Here is a 17895-nt window from a genome sequence, read left to right as displayed (position 1 = left end):
TGAAATTACTGGTTTTTTTGTGGTTTGACCTCGACTTTAAAAAACATCTTTACAGGTTTTTCTGACTGGAAAATGTTAAAATAACAGTCTTTTTTCTGACAAAGGAATGCTTGGTTTGCAATTTGTGTAGCAGGCTGAAGTGGGAAGGAGGCTAAAGTGGAATTGATCGTCTTGAAATCGCAATTTTATCGGCATAAAGGGTGGAATCTTTAGATTAAAATAACTTCTGTGGTTATTGGCTTGAAAATCAATCATTAATACAGTTGATTTAACAACTGATTTTTTTAGTTATTCTTTTAAAGAATTATTAATTTTAACCCCTTTATCAATAACTATGGAAAATATAAAATACGACAAAAGAGATTTGACTGATCATACCCTTTTGGATTTGTATAAAAAAATACTTAAACCTCGATTAATAGAAGAAAAGATGTTGATACTTATTCGTCAGGGAAAAGTATCAAAGTGGTTTTCCGGCATTGGACAAGAGGCTATTTCAGTTGGGGTAACCAGTGTTTTGGATCGCGATGAATACGTATTGCCGATGCATAGAAATTTGGCGGTTTTTACCAGTCGTGACATCCCTTTGTATCGCTTGTTTTCACAATGGCAGGGCAAGGCCGATGGTTTTTCTAAAGGTCGAGAACGCTCATTTCATTTTGGAACCCAAGAATTTAATATCGTAGGAATGATTTCGCATCTCGGTCCGCAATTGGGATTGGCTGACGGAATTGCTTTGGCGCATAAATTAAAGGGGGAGAAAAAAGTAACTGCTGTATTTACTGGTGAGGGAGGAACTTCGGAAGGAGATTTCCACGAAGCATTGAATGTCGCTTCTGTGTGGGATCTGCCGGTATTATTCATTATTGAAAATAATGGTTATGGACTATCGACACCAACCAATGAGCAGTATCGCTGTGAAAACTTGGCTGATCGTGCCGTTGGTTATGGTATGGAAAGTCATATCATCGATGGAAATAATATATTAGAAGTTTATAATAAACTAACGGATATCGTTCATGCAATGCGCGAAAATCCGCATCCGGTTTTAATAGAATTTAAAACCTTTAGAATGCGCGGACATGAAGAGGCCAGTGGAACTAAATATGTTCCTCAGGAATTGATGGATATGTGGGCGGTCAAAGATCCGTTAGAGAATTACAAAAAATATCTATTGGATTTGGGGGTTTTGACTCCGGAAATAGATGCGGAGATTCGCGCCATATTCAAAAGTGAGATCGACGAACATTGGGCTAAAGTTCAAAAAGAACCGTTGATTGAGGCCAATCTCGAAGAGGAATTGAATGATATGTATGCTCCCTACGAGCACGAGGTCTTTGAGATGGCTGAGGAAACGCATAAAATACGTTTGGTAGACGCTGTGTCTGAAGGTTTAAAGCAGTCTTTTGAACGCCATCCTAACTTGGTGATGATGGGGCAAGATATCGCGGAATATGGTGGTGCGTTTAAAGTTTCAGATGGCTTTGTTGACTTATTTGGCAAAGAGCGCATTAGAAATACGCCGATTTGTGAAAGTGCTATCGTATCTGCTGCTATGGGATTGTCTATTAACGGACAAAAAGCCATAGTTGAAATGCAGTTTGGTGATTTCGTTTCAACGGGATTTAATCCAATTGTCAATTACTTGGCTAAAATTCACTACAGATGGAACGAAAAGGCCGATGTAGTGGTGAGGATGCCTTGTGGTGGTGGAACTCAAGCAGGACCATTTCATTCGCAAACCAATGAGGCTTGGTTTACTAAAACTCCAGGTTTAAAAGTGGTATACCCCGCTTTTCCACTAGATGCCAAAGGTTTGATGAATACTGCGATCAACGATCCAAATCCCGTAATGTTTTTTGAACACAAAATGTTGTATAGAAGCATTTATCAGGAAGTGCCTACCAACTATTATACGATACCGTTTGGTCAGGCAGCCCTATTGAGAACCGGTGATGCGGTTACTATAATCACTTTTGGTGCAGGGGTGCATTGGGCATTGGAAACCCTAGATAAAAACCCGACTATTCAAGCTGATCTATTGGATTTAAGAACGCTTCAACCCTTGGACTTGGAATCAATTTACCAATCGGTTAAAAAGACTGGGAAAGTGATTATTTTACAAGAAGATTCTTTATTTGGAGGAGTAGCAAGTGATATTGCTGCAACAATTATGGAAAATTGTTTTGAGTTTTTAGACGCTCCGGTCAAAAGAGTTGCCAGTTTGGATACGGCGATTCCATTTGTTAAAGCTTTAGAAGATCAATACTTGCCTAAAGGAAGATTCGAAAAAGAACTTATCGATTTATTGGCCTATTAAATCACACGGATACAACAACACTACAAAACCCTATATATGAATACAATCACACGAACCGACTTTAATTTTCCAAATCAAAAATCAGTGTATCACGGTAAAGTACGTGAGGTCTATAATATTAATGACCAATTATTGGTGATGATTGCAACGGATCGCCTATCTGCTTTTGATGTTGTCATGCCTAAGGGGATTCCTTATAAAGGACAGATTCTCAATCAGATTGCTACTCAGTTTATGCAAAAAACCCAAGACATCGTTCCGAATTGGTTAATTGCTACACCAGATCCAAACGTTGCAGTGGGTCATCTTTGCGAGCCATTTAAAGTGGAAATGGTTATTAGAGGATATTTATCTGGACATGCCGCAAGGGAATATGCTTTGGGGAAAAGAGTATTGTGTGGGGTTGTAATGCAAGAGGGTTTAAAGGAAAACGATCCATTTTCTCATCCGATCATCACTCCGTCGACTAAGGCCGATTTGGGAGATCACGATGAGGATATTTCAAGAGAGGATATACTTAAAAGAAATATAGTATCTGAAGCAGATTATTTGGTATTGGAACAGTATACTCGAGCGCTTTATCAAAGAGGAACTGAGATGGCAGCCAGTAGAGGTTTGATATTGGTGGATACTAAATATGAATTTGGAAAAACAAAAGACGGAAAAATTGTTTTGATCGATGAGATTCATACACCAGATTCATCGCGGTATTTTTATGCAGAGGGTTATCAACAGCGTCAAGATAACGGAGAGCAACAAAAACAATTATCCAAGGAGTTTGTAAGACAATGGTTGATTTCGAATGGTTTTCAAGGTAAAGAGGGACAGGTTGTTCCGGAAATGACTGATGAATATATCCAGACGGTTTCTGATCGTTATATCGAATTGTGCGAAAATATTCTAGGAGAGCCCTTTGTAAAAGCGGATGTATCTGATATTCTAGCGCGTATTGAGAATAATGTTGTGGCTTTTTTAGCTGCATATAAAAAAGATAAATAACCAATTGTAATTATGGAACTACTAAAGAGTTTATACTGGAGGCATGCGACCAAGAAAATGAATGGAGCAGTTGTTCCGGAATCGCAGGTAAATCAAATTATTAAAGCCGCTATAATGGCACCCACTTCGTCGGGTTTACAGCCTTTTGAGATGATTTTGGTTAAAAACAAAGCCTTTAAAGAACGTATATATAATGAGGCGGCTCAGCAAACGCAGATTTTAGATTGTTCTCATTTGTTGATTTTTGCAGCTTGGGATCAATATACAGAAGCACGTTTGGATTCGGTATTTGACAATATGGAAGCAATACGCGAATTGCCTAAGGGGACTATGGATGATTTTAAGAATAGTATCTTATTAAATTTTGCTCCTTGGGATTTGGAAAGACAATTCCAGCATGCTGCGCGTCAAGCGTATATTGCTTTTGGAATGGCGATAGCGGCTGCGGCAGAATTAAAAGTTGATGCGACACCGATGGAAGGCTTTGACAATGCGATCTTGGATGAACTTTTGGGACTGCGAGAGAAAGGATTGAGAAGTGTTACTTTGCTGCCTTTGGGTTATCGTGATGAAGAACATGATTGGTTGGCGCCTTTAAAAAAAGTGCGTTTTCCCATCGAAAAAATGTTGAACGTTATCGAATAAAAAACAAAAAACCACCTCCAAATCGAGGTGGTTTTTTGTTTTTAATGCTGCTAATTACCCGGATAAAAGGCGGATAAAAAATCTATTTTGGTTAAAAAAAAGCTTTTTTTGTCCTTGTTAATTTGATAATTAAAGTTTGTTTTTTGTCGATTTAGCAAGTTATAATGAGGTGATTTTTGTTTTGACAGAGAATAATGTAACGTATTCGGCTTTTTTTAAGAATTTTTTCAAAATCAATATATTAGTTTTTCTAATTAGATTGTCTTATATTCGTGACCTGTAATATTATTTATTTCATCACAAGGTTTTACTATGAATCAAACGGCTATAAAAGAACCTCTTTCTTTTGAAGATTTCAAAAAAGAAGTTTTACAAGACTATAAAATTGCGCGTACCAGTAGAGAATGTAGTTTATTGGGAAGACGGGAAGTACTGACTGGGAAGGCGAAATTCGGTATCTTTGGAGATGGGAAGGAAGTGCCACAATTAGCCTTGGCCAAAGCGTTTAGAGATGGAGATTTCCGTTCTGGATATTACCGCGATCAAACCTTTATGATGGCTATTGGAGCGCTGAACGTACAGCAATTTTTCGCAGGATTATTTGGACATTCAGATATAGAACACGATCCGATGTCAGCGGGACGACAAATGGGAGGGCATTTTGCTACCCACAGTTTGGATGAAAATGGAGATTGGAAAAAATTAACGGCTCAGAAAAACTCGAGCGCGGATATTTCTCCAACTGCAGGGCAAATGCCAAGACTTTTAGGTTTGGCACAAGCCTCTAAAGTGTATAGAGAATTTGCCAACATGGATACGGCTAATAATTTTTCTGTAGCGGGAAATGAAGTAGCGTGGGGAACGATTGGTAATGCTTCTACATCAGAAGGTTTGTTTTTCGAAACCATCAATGCAGCTGGGGTATTACAGGTACCGATGGTTATGAGTGTATGGGATGATGAATACGGAATATCTGTTCACGCAAAATATCAGACTACTAAAGAAAATATCTCGGAAATTCTAAAAGGATTTCAAAGAGATGAAGATCATAAAGGATACGAAATCATTCGTGTTGCCGGTTGGGATTATGTCGCATTAATTGAAGCATATAACAAAGCTTCACAGATTGCGAGAGAACAACACGTGCCGGTTTTGATTCACGTACAGCAATTGACACAACCTCAAGGACATTCCACTTCGGGATCGCATGAACGTTATAAGAGCAAAGAGCGCTTAGAATGGGAAGCGGAATTCGATTGTTTGTCTAAAATGAGAAATTGGATTATTGAAAACGGCATCTCGACAGAAGAATCGTTAGATGAGTTGGATCAAATCCTTAAAAAAGAAGTTTTAGAAGCTAAAAAAGCAGCTTGGAGTGCCTATATTGATCCGATTAAAAACGAGCGTACGGAATTGGTAAACTTACTGAGAAGTATTGCGGCACAAAGTGTTAATCGCGATTCAATTGAAAAAAGCGCCAACGAATTGGAATCGATTAAAGAGCCGATTAGAAAAGAAATCCTATCTACGGCTAGGAAAATCTTGAGATTGGTGATTAACGAAGCTCCGCAGGCTACGATAGCGGAATTTATCCAACAGTATTTTGAAAAAATACAACCGAAATTCAGCTCTAATCTGTATTCTAACTCAAAAGATAGTTTAGCTCATATCGTTGAGGTTCCAGCAACTTATGACGATCAAGCGGAAGAAGTTGATGCAAGAGTGGTATTGAGAGATAATTTTGATGCGATTTTTACGAAACATGAAAACGCTTTGATCTTTGGAGAAGATTCTGGGAATATCGGTGATGTGAATCAAGGATTAGAAGGTTTACAAGAAAAATTTGGTGAAACTAGAATTTCCGATGCGGGAATCCGTGAGGCAACCATTTTAGGACAAGGTATAGGTATGGCCATGAGAGGATTACGACCTATTGCTGAAATTCAATATTTAGATTATTTATTGTATGCTATTCAGATCATGAGTGATGATTTAGCTACTTTACAATACAGAACTTCGGGTAAGCAAAAAGCACCGCTTATTGTGCGTACTCGAGGACATCGTTTGGAGGGAATCTGGCATTCGGGTTCGCCGATGGGGATGATTATCAATGCGATTAGAGGAATGCATGTATTGGTACCGCGTAATATGACCAAGGCAGCAGGTTTTTACAATGCTTTATTGGAAACCGACGAACCGGCTTTGGTAATTGAATGTTTGAACGGTTACCGTTTAAAAGAAACCATGCCGAATAACCTTGGAGAATTCAAAACGCCGATTGGTGTTGTTGAAACCATCAAAGAAGGTAAGGATATTACGGTAGTGTCTTATGGATCTACCTTACGTGTTATAGAACAAGCTGCTGCAGAATTATTGGAATTGGGAATTGAAGTTGAATTAATCGACTGTCAATCTCTACTGCCATTTGATATCAAACACGATATCGCAGTGAGTTTGAAAAAGACCAATCGTTTGTTGGTCGTTGATGAAGATGTTCCTGGAGGAGCATCGGCCTATTTACTACAAGAAATACTTGAAACTCAAGCGGGTTACCGTTATTTGGACAGCGCTCCTCAGACACTTACAGCGAAAGCACATAGACCTTCTTATGGCACGGATGGAGATTACTTCTCTAAACCATCATCAGAAGATGTTTTTGAAGCTATTTATGCTATAATGAACGAGGCGAATCCAACTAAATATCCAAGTTTATATTAATTCGAATTATATTTTTGGTACAAAAATGGCTTTTCATACGAAAAGCCATTTTTTTTTAATGCCTGTTGTACTGTAGAGAAACGACTTTAACAATATGGTAAAAATGAGGGGGTTTAATTGATGAAAATAAAAAAAAAGCAGGAAAAAAATAAATTTCGCAAGGGCGGTTGATTTTTAACTTCATTATATTATAATAAATGATTTACGTGAAAACTTGTGTTTTAGAGTTGAGATTGAGAACTATTTTTGTTTTTAACTTTTTTTCCTCAAAAACAACTTGTATTCTAAGGCTTTGACAAATAAAATTGACAGCTAAATATTATGATTGCATATAAAATATCATTAATTTTGCGCATTGTTTTAAACATAGCTATATTATGATAAATGATTTATTCGACAGAATACATAAAAGTAAAGGACCGCTAGGAAAATGGGCTTCACAAGCTGAAGGATACTACGTGTTCCCTAAATTAGAAGGACCTTTGTCTAATCGTATGATGTTTCATGGCAAAGAAATTATCAATTGGAGTATCAACGATTACCTCGGATTGTCTAATCATCCTGAAGTGCGTCGTGTTGATGCTGAAGCAGCAGCAGAATATGGTGCAGCTTATCCTATGGGAGCTCGAATGATGTCTGGACACACTACCATGCATGAACAGCTTCAAGACGAATTGGCTGCTTTTGTAGATAAAGAAGCCGCTTATCTTTTAAACTTTGGATACCAAGGAATGGTTTCGATCATCGATGCTTTGGTAACGAAAAATGATATTATTGTTTACGATGTGGATTCGCATGCTTGTATTATCGACGGAGTTCGTTTGCACATGGGAAAACGTTTTACATACAAACATAACGATATTGAAAGTTTTGAAAAAAACTTACAACGTGCGACTAAAATGGCTGAAACCACAGGTGGCGGAATTTTGGTAATTACGGAAGGTGTTTTTGGAATGCGTGGACAACAAGGGAAATTGAAGGAAATTATTGCTTTAAAAGAGCATTATAACTTTAGATTGTTGGTAGACGATGCTCATGGTTTTGGTACTCTTGGAGCTACTGGAGCAGGAGCAGGAGAAGAACAAGGATGTCAAGACGGTATCGATGTATACTTTTCTACCTTTGCTAAGTCTATGGCTAGTATCGGAGCATTTGTTGCTGCAGATCAAGATATTATCGATTATTTGAAATACAACTTGCGTTCTCAAATGTTTGCTAAGGCGCTTCCGATGATTTTTGTAAAAGGAGCTTTGACGCGTTTGGACTTATTGAGAACCCAACCGGAGTTAAAAGCTAAACTTTGGGAAAATGTAAATGCTTTACAAAACGGATTAAAAGATAAAGGATTTAATATCGGAGACACGAATACTTGTGTAACTCCAGTATATCTTGAGGGAAGTATACCTGAAGCAATGGTGTTGGTCAATGATTTAAGAGAGAATTATAGTATTTTCTTATCGATTGTTGTATATCCAGTGATTCCTAAGGGAATTATCCTGTTGAGAATGATTCCAACGACTTCACATACCATGGAGGATATCACGGAAACTTTAGCGGCATACGAAGCGGTTAGAGAAAAATTAGAAAACGGAACTTATAAAGAAATCGCCAACAGAACTACGGTTGATGTTAGTGATGCTTCTTAAGGCATTTATATCAAAAAAAAGCTTCCTGAAAAGGAAGCTTTTTTTTTCGATTTTCGTGATTCGAAAATCGAAAATCGAATCACGATTTTCGATTCCCGAGTTCCTTCTTAAACGTTTTTCTCCTTTTGTGAATGATTGGACTAAACTGTTTCCACAATTGTTGAATTTTATTGTTTTCCACCAATAGGGGATTGGTTTCGATAAAGGTGATGCCTCGTTTGGTAAAGTGGTCGTATATCTCTTTAAACATCAAGGCGTTTACACCTTTATTTTGATATTCCGGATCGATTCCGATCAGATAAAATTCGGCATGGTGGTTTTTCTTTACAGCTTGTAGCAAATGCCAGAAACCGAAAGGGAATAAACTTCCATTGGCCTTTTGAAACGCTTTGGAAAAGGAGGGCATGGTTATGGAGAATCCGATCATCTTATGATTTTTGTCCATGACGCAGGAAATAAACTCCGGATGTATGAAAGACAAGTATTTTTTCTTGTAGTGTTCAATTTGAAACTGTTGGATGGGAACAAAACTCTGTAGGTTTGCGTAGGTTTTGTTGAGCAGGCCAAACATCTCATCGACATAAGGTAATAGCTCTTTAATGGTTTTAAACTCGAGGAGCTTAACCTCGTAACGTTTGGCAACCAAACCGGCCATGACGTTAATTTTATCGGGATTAAAAGTATTGATATCGAGTTTGTATTCCAACCATTCCGCTTCGGTGGTGTATCCGAGTTGTTCTAGGTGTTTTGGGTAGTATTCCATATTATAGATACCGATCATGGTCGCTATATAATCAAAACCTTCGGTAAGCATACCGGCCTTGTCCATATTGGAGAAGCCCATAGGGCCTTCGATATATGACAATTGATGCTGCTGACCGAGTTCCTCGACTTTTTTCAACAAGGCTTTGGTTACCTCTATATCGTCGATCATGTCTATCCAGCCAAATCGCACTTTGGATTTTTGTAGCTCCCGCACTTCGATCCAGTTGATGCAGCCCGCGATGCGTCCGACGATCTGACCGTCTTTATAAGCGAGAAAATATTGAACCGTTACACTTTTAAAAATGTCGTTATTTTTATTAAAACTTTTAAATTCATCTTTTATTAAAGGGGGAACCCAGTACGCATTTCCCTTATAAAGCGAAAATGGAAATTTTACAAAGTCCATCATTTCACGATCCGTAATAGCTTCTCTTATTTCTATCATTGTATTTATTTTAATTCTACTGACTGGTGGTTTTTATCGAATCGCCAGGAAAGACCTACTTGTGCAAAAAAGGACGAATGGCTTTCGCGAAGATTCATACCTGCCGAAAAGTCAATTTGCATGTTTTTGTCTATAAGGGTCGCGGCACCTGCTCTAAAATTCATGTCCTTATAAAAATCATTTTTGTACCCTTGATTCTCGGCAAATACAGACCATTGGTTGTTGATGCCGTGAGTCAGTGTTAGCACATATCCGTAACCGCGGTATTCTTCTGAACTGAGTTTGTCTGCGATCAGATTCGTAATTAGCGCCCATTTCTGGCTAAAATGCTGCTGAGCGATTACTATGACCTTTGGACTTAGTTCGGGCGCGTCAGGGCCTGAAAACACCCCTGTTGGCTTGGCTGTTGCGCCTGCGTAAACCGCTACAGCAGGAATAAGTCTGCGCCATTTAAAACGGTGGTTGGCCTTCCAACTGTAAACATTGATTTTTTCTTCGTAGTTTTTAAACGGATCGTAAACCAAATATTTAGCACCGAGCTCTATATTGGAAAAACCCGTGGAAGAAGCTCCGTCAATCGGTGTATAAAAACCTTGTTTGGCGAAGTTTACATCGGCAATCAATTCGAGTGATTCTAAAAAGGCTCCATAGCGAAGTTGTACTTCTGCCGAATATTGATTCTTGACATTCTCAGCACCGGGGTCGTCGTGATAAATCCCACCAGCTTCGAGCTGAAATACGGTTTTACCAACGGAAAAGGCTCCCATCGATTGACTGGGGCGGTTAGCATTTATTTCAGTAGTATGTTGGGCATATAAACTGCAACTCAATAATAAAGATAAAAAAAGCAGGGGTTTTTGAAACATTTTACAAAGTTTAGTTTCTCAAAAATAAAGAAATATAATGGAAACGGTGTTTATAGTTTTTTAATAATAATGATTTCGTTGTGATTTTGTATTTTCGACAAACGCTTGACGTGATATTCATCGCGATCAAAATGCTCTATATAGGCTGTATTCCTGGCGTTCTGTTGTGAATTTAGGGCAATGGTATTAAATAAAAGTGTGCTCCCAACGGCAAACATCCTTTTCAGATGATCGATAAAGTATTTTTCAAATAAAAAGTTAGGCATGTCGGCATCTTGAAAAATATCTAAGATAATCAGATCGTATTGTCGTGTATTCTTTAAAGCAAATTCAAAAACATCGACGGTTATAATGTCGTGGTTATCGAATTGATCGAGTTGAAAGAATTTTTTGCCTACCTCAATCACAGCGGGGTCCAGCTCAATACTAGTAATTTTGTTTGTATAGCCAATTTCATTTCTCAAGGTATCGATTACGCTACCGGCGCCGAGTCCGAGTATTAATACGGAATCCAGCTGCTTGACTTTGGTAAAACCAATAGCGCGTAATCCGCGTCTTAGAATTTTCTGGAGATTACCATAGGAGTAATTGGTGTGGGGGGTATCCAAAACCAACTTGCCGTTGTTCCAGGTTACTTCTAAGGTGGAATTGATTTTAGAAGGGAATTTTTTTATGGTTACAGGAATAAAAAAGCTTAAGAAACGCGCGATCATATTTAGGATTGTAAACTACAAATATAAATGTATTTTAGCGGTATATAATTTACAAATGAAGAAAAAGCTTTATCAATGGATCTTTCATGGATTAATGGGATGGAAGATTTCAGGTACCTTGGATCCAGAAATAAAAAAATGTGTGATGATAGTGGTGCCACATACCAGTTGGCATGATTTCTACCTAGGAGTATTTACCCGTGGAATCTTGCAGATGGATATGAATTTCGTCGCTAAAAAGGAATTGTTTGTATTTCCGTTTAATTATTATTTTTCGTGGATGGGTGGAGCGCCGCTTCATCGGGATAAAAAGACGAATAAGGTTGAAGCGATTGCGGCAATTTTCGAATCGAAGGAAATCTTTAGATTGGCAATTGCTCCTGAGGGTACCCGAAAAAAAGTCGGAACTTGGAAAAGTGGTTTTTACTACATTGCTCAAAAAGCCGGCGTACCTATAATACCGGTCGCTTTTGATTACGGTAAAAAGGAGGTGAAATTTTTTGAACCGTTTTGGACAACCGATGATTTTGAAAAAGACTTGTTTTTTCTTCAAAGCCTTTACGCGGATATCCAAGGTAAAAAGAAGGCCAATAGTTTTGTGCCCAACTCGGATTAATTAGGTAGGTAATTACTAAACGATCCATCTTTATAAAAAATAACGATCTGCTCAATCTCTTTGGTTGAGCAGATTTTTTTTAGGTCTATTTTGGGTGAATCCGCCGGTGTTATTTTTTCATCAGTACGAATTTCATTCGCCTCTATTTTTGGATTTGCTGTCGGATACTCGCGATGCAATTCGGCTGTTTCTACGGGGATGGATTTGGAAGTTTCTACGGGAATACTGCTGCTTGCAATTTCGTTGGTTTCGGAAAAAAGTGACGGTGAAACACTAGTGGCAGGAGCGGAATTATTGTCTGTATAAACACCTTCTCCTTTTAATAACCAATAGAGATTTAGCTCGGGAAAAGCATCGTAAATTTTCATGATTAAATCCAAGCTAGGTTTGTTTCTGCCCGACAATAAATGAGACAAACTTGAGCGTTGTACGCCAATTTTATCCGCAAATGTGGAGGCGGTAAACTCATAATGTTGTAGTAAAAATTCCAAGCGGTTTACAAAGTTATCCATAGTTGATTTGTTGAAATTTAGCAATCGAAGTGTTTACAAATGTAATAAAATATTGTTTACAAATGCAAATTATTGTTTCGATACGTAAATTTAAAGTGAAGTTTCAGTTTAAATAAATGACTTTAAAACACTGAATTATAAAATAGTAACAGAGGTTTTAATCACAGCAAAATAATTTTTGTAAAATAGGGGGTAATTGGATTTATTAAAAAATAAAATTTGTTACAATTGTAAACAAAAGGAAGGAATAAGTTGTTTACAATTGTAAATGATAAGTTATTTACATTTGTAACTCGTAAAATTAGAACATGAATATAGATAATATAGTACGTGCATATAAATCGACAGTGGTTTATGGTAGGTATGTAACGGCAGATGATTTAGAGGTTTTGTACACGGAGTTGTCTTCGGATTTTAAGGTGAAAACCGTAGGGGTTTCCGTATTGGATAAGGCTATTAAATCGGTTGAAATCGGCAGTGGAAAAACGCGGATTTTGATGTGGTCTCAGATGCATGGAAATGAAGCTACGACGACCAAGGCTGTTGTAGATTTGCTTCATTTTTTAAATTCAAACGAACCATTAGCCGACTCTTTTAAAGCTGATTTTACGCTGTTGATTGTGCCGGTTTTAAATCCCGATGGTGCAGAAATGTATACCCGTGTCAATGCCAATCAAGTTGATTTGAATCGAGATTCGGTTGATCTAACTCAGCCGGAAAGCAGATGTATTCGATTTCTATTTGATCAGTTTAAGCCCGATTACGCCTTTAATCTACATGATCAAAGAACGATTTTTGCGGCTGGGAAAACGGCAAATCCTGCGGCCATTTCCTTTTTAGCGCCTTCGTATAATGAGACTCGTGAAGTGAATCCTTGTCGCTTAGAGGCAATGCTGTTGATTGCAGCGATGAATCAGGAGTTGCAAAAGTATCTACCTAATAGTATAGGACGATTTGACGACGGCTTTAATTTGAATTGTATTGGTGATTGTTTTCAGTCTTTAGGAGTTCCGACGATTTTATTTGAAGCAGGGCATTTTAATGGAGATTATGAAAGAGAAAACACAAGAAGAGAGGTTTTTCGATCGCTATTAACAGTTTTAACAAAAATTACAGCTAAAACACACAGAAATCTAATAATAAATGATTATCTTGTGATACCGGAAAACGAAAAAACCTTTAGAGATGTATTATTCACAAATGTACGATCTATAGGTGACGATTCTGATAAAAAAGATTGGGTTTGGGTTCAGTATAGTGAAGTTTTGAAAGATAAAATGGTTAGTTTTGTCCCGACAATTGTTGCGGTCAATCAAAAAGACGGGTTACAGGCACATTTAATTATAGATGCGCCGGTCAGATGGAAAGTCGTTGCTTCGGATATAAATGAATTAATTGATAGAAATCTATTAGATTTGATTGATTTGGAGTCTTTAAGTGTTAACGAATTGCTAAAAAAATAATAAAACGATGGATTTACTAAATATCACTGTTTTTTTGTAGTATTTTTGTAGTTCAAATTAGAATTAGATAAATTATTGATTTATGAGTAAGTTTCGATTAGATGAGATAGATCATCAAATTTTGGATATGTTGATTGACAACACAAGAGTACCCTTTACAGATATTGCAAAGAAACTTTTGATATCCGCAGGAACAGTTCATGTTCGTGTTAAGAAAATGGAGGATGCAGGGATAATTCAAGGATCATCTCTTACCTTAGATTATGAGAAATTAGGATATTCTTTTATTGCATATATAGGAATCTTCTTACACAATACTTCTCAGACTAAATTTGTATTGGAAAGAATTAATGAAATTCCTTTCGTTACTGTTGCTCACGTTACTACTGGTAAATTTAATATTTTCTGTAAGATTAGAGCAAAGGACACTCGTCATGCCAAAGAGGTTATTTATTTAATCGATGATATTGAGGGGGTTTACAGAACAGAGTCAATGATTTCTCTTGAAGAAAGCATTAATGATAAAAAACGTTTAATGCATACTATCTTCAAAGAACTTTAGTAGTTAAGCGAAAAATATCAATTATTAAACTGCCTTAGGGCGGTTTTTTTTATACTTATTTATCAGTGTTTTTTTATGGATTCTCTTTCCCAAATTGTTTTAGGGGCAGCGGTTGGAAATGCAGTTCTAGGGACAAAAATTAAAAATAAAGCGGTGGTCTACGGCGCCATCGCTGCTACTATTCCTGATTTAGATATCTTAGCAGGAAAATTATTAGATCCAATTGAGGCTCTGGGAATTCACAGAGGCGTCAGTCACTCGTTCGTATTTGCAGCGGTATTGGCCTTGGTGTTGGGTTACGGTATCTTTCGCTTAGACCGAAGTAAAGGGGTCACGTTTAAAGAGGGCTTTAATCTGGTGTTTTTAGCCTTGGTTACCCATTCTTTTCTCGATGTATTTACTACTTGGGGAACTCAGGTATTGTGGCCGTGGACGTATTCCTTCGCGTTTAAATCAATTTTTGTTGTTGATCCACTTTATACGATTCCCTTTGCGGTTTTCTTAGTCCTCTCTATGTTGGAGAAAAAAGATATGAAACGTAGAATGAGGTGGAATAACTACGGTATTTTAGTGAGTTCGGCCTACCTATTACTCACCTTGGTGTTAAAATATTTTGCCTATATCGAGTTTAAAGACAGTTTAAATCGCCGAGATGTTAGTTATCATTCTTTGGTTGTAAAGCCAACAGCATTTAATACTATTTTGTGGAACGGTATCGTGGAGACTGATTCCGCCTATTGGATTGGCGATTACTCTTTTTTCGATAGTTCAGATATTGAATACCAACAATATGCTAAAAACAGGTATTTGATCGAGCATATTTACGCGGAACCGATTGTACAGAAGTTGATTGACTTGTCCGAAGGGGAATATGTTATTTCAAAGACTAAAGGACAATTGTATTTTAACGATTTGAGATTTGGGCTATTGAAAAATGATCCACAGGATATTCAATTTGCTTTTAGTTATCACTTGTTTCAAAATGGTGACGGCGATTGGAAAGCTAAGGAAGTGGTTAAAGATAAAAGAGATGGGCTGATGTTGATTAAAAGGCTTTGGGCTCGAATTCAGGGTCAATAAGTAAGGATGCTGCTGATTGTAAGTCGATAACTTTCTCCATATTTGTAATTGCTTAAAAGAGGTGAAACAACTAATAATATTTATCTTTGAAAAGATACTAAGATATAAATCAAATGAAAATACTAATTTCTCCTGCCAAGTCATTAGACTATAAAAGCCCAATTCCCTTTAATCAAAAAACAGTACCTGTTTTTAAACAACAAACCGCATTGGTGAATGATGTTTTAAAAAGTTACAGTCAGAAAGATTTGGCTGCATTGATGCATATCTCCGATAAGTTAGCAGAACTTAATTGGACGAGAAATCAACAGAGAAAATTGGTTACTAAAGGAAGTTCAGATGAAGTTCGGGCTGCTATTTACGCTTTTAATGGTGATGTGTATAGCGGATTGGATGCTTATACGTTAAAAGAAGATCAAATAGCTGTGTTGCAAAAAAAGCTGCGAATACTTTCTGGTTTATACGGTTTGTTAAAGCCTTTTGATCAAATAGAACCTTATCGATTGGAAATGGGAACGAAGATGCCGGTTGCTGATGCGGCAAACCTCCATGAATTTTGGAAACCCTTGGTTGCTGCGGAATTAAATAAGGAAATGAAAAAAGGAGAGTTGTTGGTCAATTTAGCCAGTGTGGAATATTTTTCTGCTGTGGACAAAAAAAAGTTGATCGGCACCTTGATTACTCCGGATTTTAAAGAATTCAGGGAAGGGAAATTAAAGTCAATCAGTTTTTTTGCCAAAAAAGCTCGGGGAATGATGGTTCGGTATATTATCGATCATCAGGTAGAAACGATAGATCAGTTAAAGGGTTTTAACCTAGAAGGGTATGCTTTTAGTGACTCGGGGTCTTCGGCGACTAATTTATTATTTACAAGATAACCGACTCGAATATTATTTCTAAATAAGTAGGTCATTTTATAATTAATAGTTGCTTTTTAAACTCTTAATGTTGAAATTTGACTTTTTAATACAAGAACCATAATGGAAGAAATACATTATATAAGTTCTGATGTTTTTTCCTTGGAAACACTTCAGAAAATAATTATAGAAAATCAAAAAATTCAACTCTCAGAAGAAGCTAGAGCAAATATTGAAAATTGCAGAGCCTATTTGGATGAGAAAATGAGAACACAAGATGCGCCGATCTACGGTATAAACACGGGTTTCGGATCGTTGTGTAATGTGAAAATTGACACGGAAAATCTATCTAAATTACAGGAAAACTTAGTTAAGTCTCATGCTTGCGGAACGGGCGAGTTGGTTCCGGAAAGTATCGTGAAGATTATGTTGCTATTGAAAATAAAATCTTTGAGTTTTGGAAACTCAGGTGTGCAACTCATTACTGTAGAACGTTTGGTGGATTTTTATAATTCAGATATACTACCGGTTATTTATAATCAAGGATCGCTTGGTGCTTCGGGCGATTTAGCGCCTTTGGCTCATTTGTCTTTACCATTGATTGGTGAGGGTGAGGTGTATTACCAGGGAGTTAGACAAGATGCGAAAAGCGTATTGGCTCAGTTCAACTGGGAGCCTATTAAGTTGCAATCCAAAGAGGGATTGGCGCTACTGAACGGTACGCAGTTTATGAGTGCGTATGGGTGTTATATCTTGATGAAATCGCAGAAATTATCTTATCTAGCAGATTTGATTGGTGCGGTTTCTTTAGAAGCGTTTGACGGACGTATAGAGCCGTTTAACGAATTGATTCATTTGGTACGTCCTCATAAAGGACAGATACTAACGGCACAGTTTTTTAATGAGGTATTAGAGGGTAGTCAAATTATTACGCAGGCGAAAGAGCATGTTCAAGATCCGTACTCTTTTAGATGTATTCCTCAAGTACACGGGGCATCTAAAGACACTATAGATTATGTATCTAAGATTTTTAAAACAGAAATCAATTCCGTGACGGATAATCCCAATGTGTTTTACAACCAAGATTTAATTATCTCGGGTGGTAACTTTCATGGTCAACCGTTGGCTTTGGGATTGGATTTCTTGGGAATAGCGTTAGCGGAATTAGGGAATATATCTGAACGAAGAACCTATCAGTTGATTTCGGGAATTAGAGGTTTACCTCCTTTCTTGGTTAATGATCCGGGTTTAAATTCGGGCTTTATGATTCCTCAATATACTGCAGCCAGTATAGTTAGTCAAAACAAGCAATTAGCTACGCCGGCTAGTGTTGATAGTATTGTTTCCAGTAATGGACAGGAGGATCACGTGAGTATGGGGGCAAATGGTGCAACAAAAACACTTAGAATCCTTGAAAACCTAGAGCGTATTTTGGCTATCGAGTTGATGAATGCGAGTCAGGCCTTAGAGTTTAGAAGACCTTTAAAATCCAGTGAATTGATCGAGTCTTTTATTGGTATCTATAGACTAGATGTGCCTTTTGTTAGTGAAGACCGTATTTTGCACTACGATATTCAAAAATCAATTGCCTTTTTAAATTCATTCGAAATTGATTCAGAGGTTTTTTATTAAACCATTTTTATATTAATATACTAAACCACACTTTTGTAGTTAAAAAGTGTGGTTTT

The 17895-nt window shown here is 37.3% G+C and carries 15 protein-coding genes; 11 read left to right on the top strand and 4 right to left on the bottom strand.

The genetic code is table 11. From position 1 onward, the window contains the following. Positions 1-334 precede the first annotated feature (334 nt). The 5 genes from L1275_RS07915 (at position 335) to L1275_RS07895 (ending at position 8328) form a co-directional block, all read left to right on the top strand. Positions 335-2320 (top strand): thiamine pyrophosphate-dependent enzyme, encoded by a 1986-nt coding sequence (locus L1275_RS07915; protein WP_253471549.1) that lies wholly within the window; start codon positions 335-337, stop codon positions 2318-2320. A 36-nt stretch (positions 2321-2356) separates the two neighbouring features. Beyond that, the gene (locus L1275_RS07910) at positions 2357-3319 is read left to right on the top strand and encodes a phosphoribosylaminoimidazolesuccinocarboxamide synthase (protein ID WP_253471547.1); all 963 of its coding nucleotides are present in this window, start codon (positions 2357-2359) and stop codon (positions 3317-3319) included. A 12-nt stretch (positions 3320-3331) separates the two neighbouring features. Further along, the gene (locus tag L1275_RS07905) at positions 3332-3964 is read left to right on the top strand and encodes a nitroreductase family protein (protein WP_253471545.1); all 633 of its coding nucleotides are present in this window, start codon (positions 3332-3334) and stop codon (positions 3962-3964) included. Between the two features lie 312 nt (positions 3965-4276). After that, complete coding sequence (locus L1275_RS07900; protein WP_253471543.1) at positions 4277-6682, top strand: thiamine pyrophosphate-dependent enzyme; 2406 nt, start codon at positions 4277-4279, stop codon at positions 6680-6682. Between the two features lie 377 nt (positions 6683-7059). Then, positions 7060-8328, top strand: a complete 1269-nt coding sequence (locus L1275_RS07895; RefSeq protein ID WP_253471541.1) for an aminotransferase class I/II-fold pyridoxal phosphate-dependent enzyme — start codon at positions 7060-7062, stop codon at positions 8326-8328. 79 nt (positions 8329-8407) lie between these two features. Here the strand turns inward: L1275_RS07895 and L1275_RS07890 are convergent, their stop codons facing one another. From L1275_RS07890 to L1275_RS07880, 3 genes are read right to left on the bottom strand one after another with little or no spacing between them, the layout of a single operon-like run. Continuing rightward, a complete protein-coding gene (locus L1275_RS07890; RefSeq protein WP_253471539.1) occupies positions 8408-9538 on the bottom strand; it encodes a GNAT family N-acetyltransferase in 1131 nt (376 codons plus the stop codon). Between the two features lie 5 nt (positions 9539-9543). After that, on the bottom strand, positions 9544-10404 hold the full coding sequence (locus tag L1275_RS07885; protein ID WP_253471537.1) for a transporter: 861 nt from the start codon (positions 10402-10404) through the stop codon (positions 9544-9546). A gap of 50 nt (positions 10405-10454) precedes the next feature. Then, entirely contained in the window at positions 10455-11117 is a 663-nt protein-coding gene (locus L1275_RS07880; protein WP_253471535.1) for a spermidine synthase, read from the bottom strand. Positions 11118-11172: 55 nt separating this feature from the next. Between L1275_RS07880 and L1275_RS07875 the strand changes: the two genes are divergently transcribed. Beyond that, complete coding sequence (locus tag L1275_RS07875; protein WP_253471533.1) at positions 11173-11733, top strand: 1-acyl-sn-glycerol-3-phosphate acyltransferase; 561 nt, start codon at positions 11173-11175, stop codon at positions 11731-11733. On the opposite strand, the gene L1275_RS07870 is transcribed toward L1275_RS07875, so the two are convergent. After that, positions 11730-12245: a helix-turn-helix transcriptional regulator gene (locus L1275_RS07870; RefSeq protein ID WP_253471531.1), complete on the bottom strand. Its 516-nt coding sequence runs from the start codon at positions 12243-12245 to the stop codon at positions 11730-11732. The genes L1275_RS07875 and L1275_RS07870 overlap by 4 nt on opposite strands. Before the next feature lie 308 nt (positions 12246-12553). Here L1275_RS07870 and L1275_RS07865 point away from each other — a divergent pair, with 308 nt between their 5' ends. From L1275_RS07865 to hutH, 5 genes are all read left to right on the top strand, one after another. Next, positions 12554-13708 (top strand): M14 metallopeptidase family protein, encoded by a 1155-nt coding sequence (locus L1275_RS07865; protein ID WP_253471529.1) that lies wholly within the window; start codon positions 12554-12556, stop codon positions 13706-13708. An 82-nt stretch (positions 13709-13790) separates the two neighbouring features. Next, complete coding sequence (locus tag L1275_RS07860; protein ID WP_253471527.1) at positions 13791-14270, top strand: Lrp/AsnC family transcriptional regulator; 480 nt, start codon at positions 13791-13793, stop codon at positions 14268-14270. Between the two features lie 75 nt (positions 14271-14345). Continuing rightward, entirely contained in the window at positions 14346-15350 is a 1005-nt protein-coding gene (locus L1275_RS07855) for a metal-dependent hydrolase (protein ID WP_253471525.1), read from the top strand. 113 nt (positions 15351-15463) lie between these two features. Continuing rightward, positions 15464-16228: a peroxide stress protein YaaA gene (gene yaaA / locus L1275_RS07850; RefSeq protein ID WP_253471523.1), complete on the top strand. Its 765-nt coding sequence runs from the start codon at positions 15464-15466 to the stop codon at positions 16226-16228. Positions 16229-16330: 102 nt separating this feature from the next. After that, positions 16331-17839, top strand: a complete 1509-nt coding sequence (gene hutH / locus L1275_RS07845) for a histidine ammonia-lyase (RefSeq protein WP_253471520.1) — start codon at positions 16331-16333, stop codon at positions 17837-17839. Positions 17840-17895 lie beyond the last annotated feature (56 nt).

Origin of the sequence: Flavobacterium sp. HSC-61S13, assembly GCF_024171535.1 — a bacterium.
Lineage (GTDB): Bacteria > Bacteroidota > Bacteroidia > Flavobacteriales > Flavobacteriaceae > Flavobacterium.
This window is presented reverse-complemented; position numbering and strand designations above follow the sequence as displayed.

Coding starts and splice junctions, on each gene's coding strand:
- L1275_RS07880 (WP_253471535.1), bottom strand. CDS start 11,117: ATGATCGCGCGTTTCTTAAGCTTTTTTATTCCTGTAACCATAAAAAAA.
- L1275_RS07910 (WP_253471547.1), top strand. CDS start 2,357: ATGAATACAATCACACGAACCGACTTTAATTTTCCAAATCAAAAATCA.
- L1275_RS07855 (WP_253471525.1), top strand. CDS start 14,346: ATGGATTCTCTTTCCCAAATTGTTTTAGGGGCAGCGGTTGGAAATGCA.
- L1275_RS07890 (WP_253471539.1), bottom strand. CDS start 9,538: ATGATAGAAATAAGAGAAGCTATTACGGATCGTGAAATGATGGACTTT.
- L1275_RS07870 (WP_253471531.1), bottom strand. CDS start 12,245: ATGGATAACTTTGTAAACCGCTTGGAATTTTTACTACAACATTATGAG.
- L1275_RS07865 (WP_253471529.1), top strand. CDS start 12,554: ATGAATATAGATAATATAGTACGTGCATATAAATCGACAGTGGTTTAT.
- yaaA (WP_253471523.1), top strand. CDS start 15,464: ATGAAAATACTAATTTCTCCTGCCAAGTCATTAGACTATAAAAGCCCA.
- L1275_RS07860 (WP_253471527.1), top strand. CDS start 13,791: ATGAGTAAGTTTCGATTAGATGAGATAGATCATCAAATTTTGGATATG.
- L1275_RS07905 (WP_253471545.1), top strand. CDS start 3,332: ATGGAACTACTAAAGAGTTTATACTGGAGGCATGCGACCAAGAAAATG.
- hutH (WP_253471520.1), top strand. CDS start 16,331: ATGGAAGAAATACATTATATAAGTTCTGATGTTTTTTCCTTGGAAACA.
- L1275_RS07885 (WP_253471537.1), bottom strand. CDS start 10,404: ATGTTTCAAAAACCCCTGCTTTTTTTATCTTTATTATTGAGTTGCAGT.
- L1275_RS07900 (WP_253471543.1), top strand. CDS start 4,277: ATGAATCAAACGGCTATAAAAGAACCTCTTTCTTTTGAAGATTTCAAA.
- L1275_RS07915 (WP_253471549.1), top strand. CDS start 335: ATGGAAAATATAAAATACGACAAAAGAGATTTGACTGATCATACCCTT.
- L1275_RS07875 (WP_253471533.1), top strand. CDS start 11,173: ATGAAGAAAAAGCTTTATCAATGGATCTTTCATGGATTAATGGGATGG.
- L1275_RS07895 (WP_253471541.1), top strand. CDS start 7,060: ATGATAAATGATTTATTCGACAGAATACATAAAAGTAAAGGACCGCTA.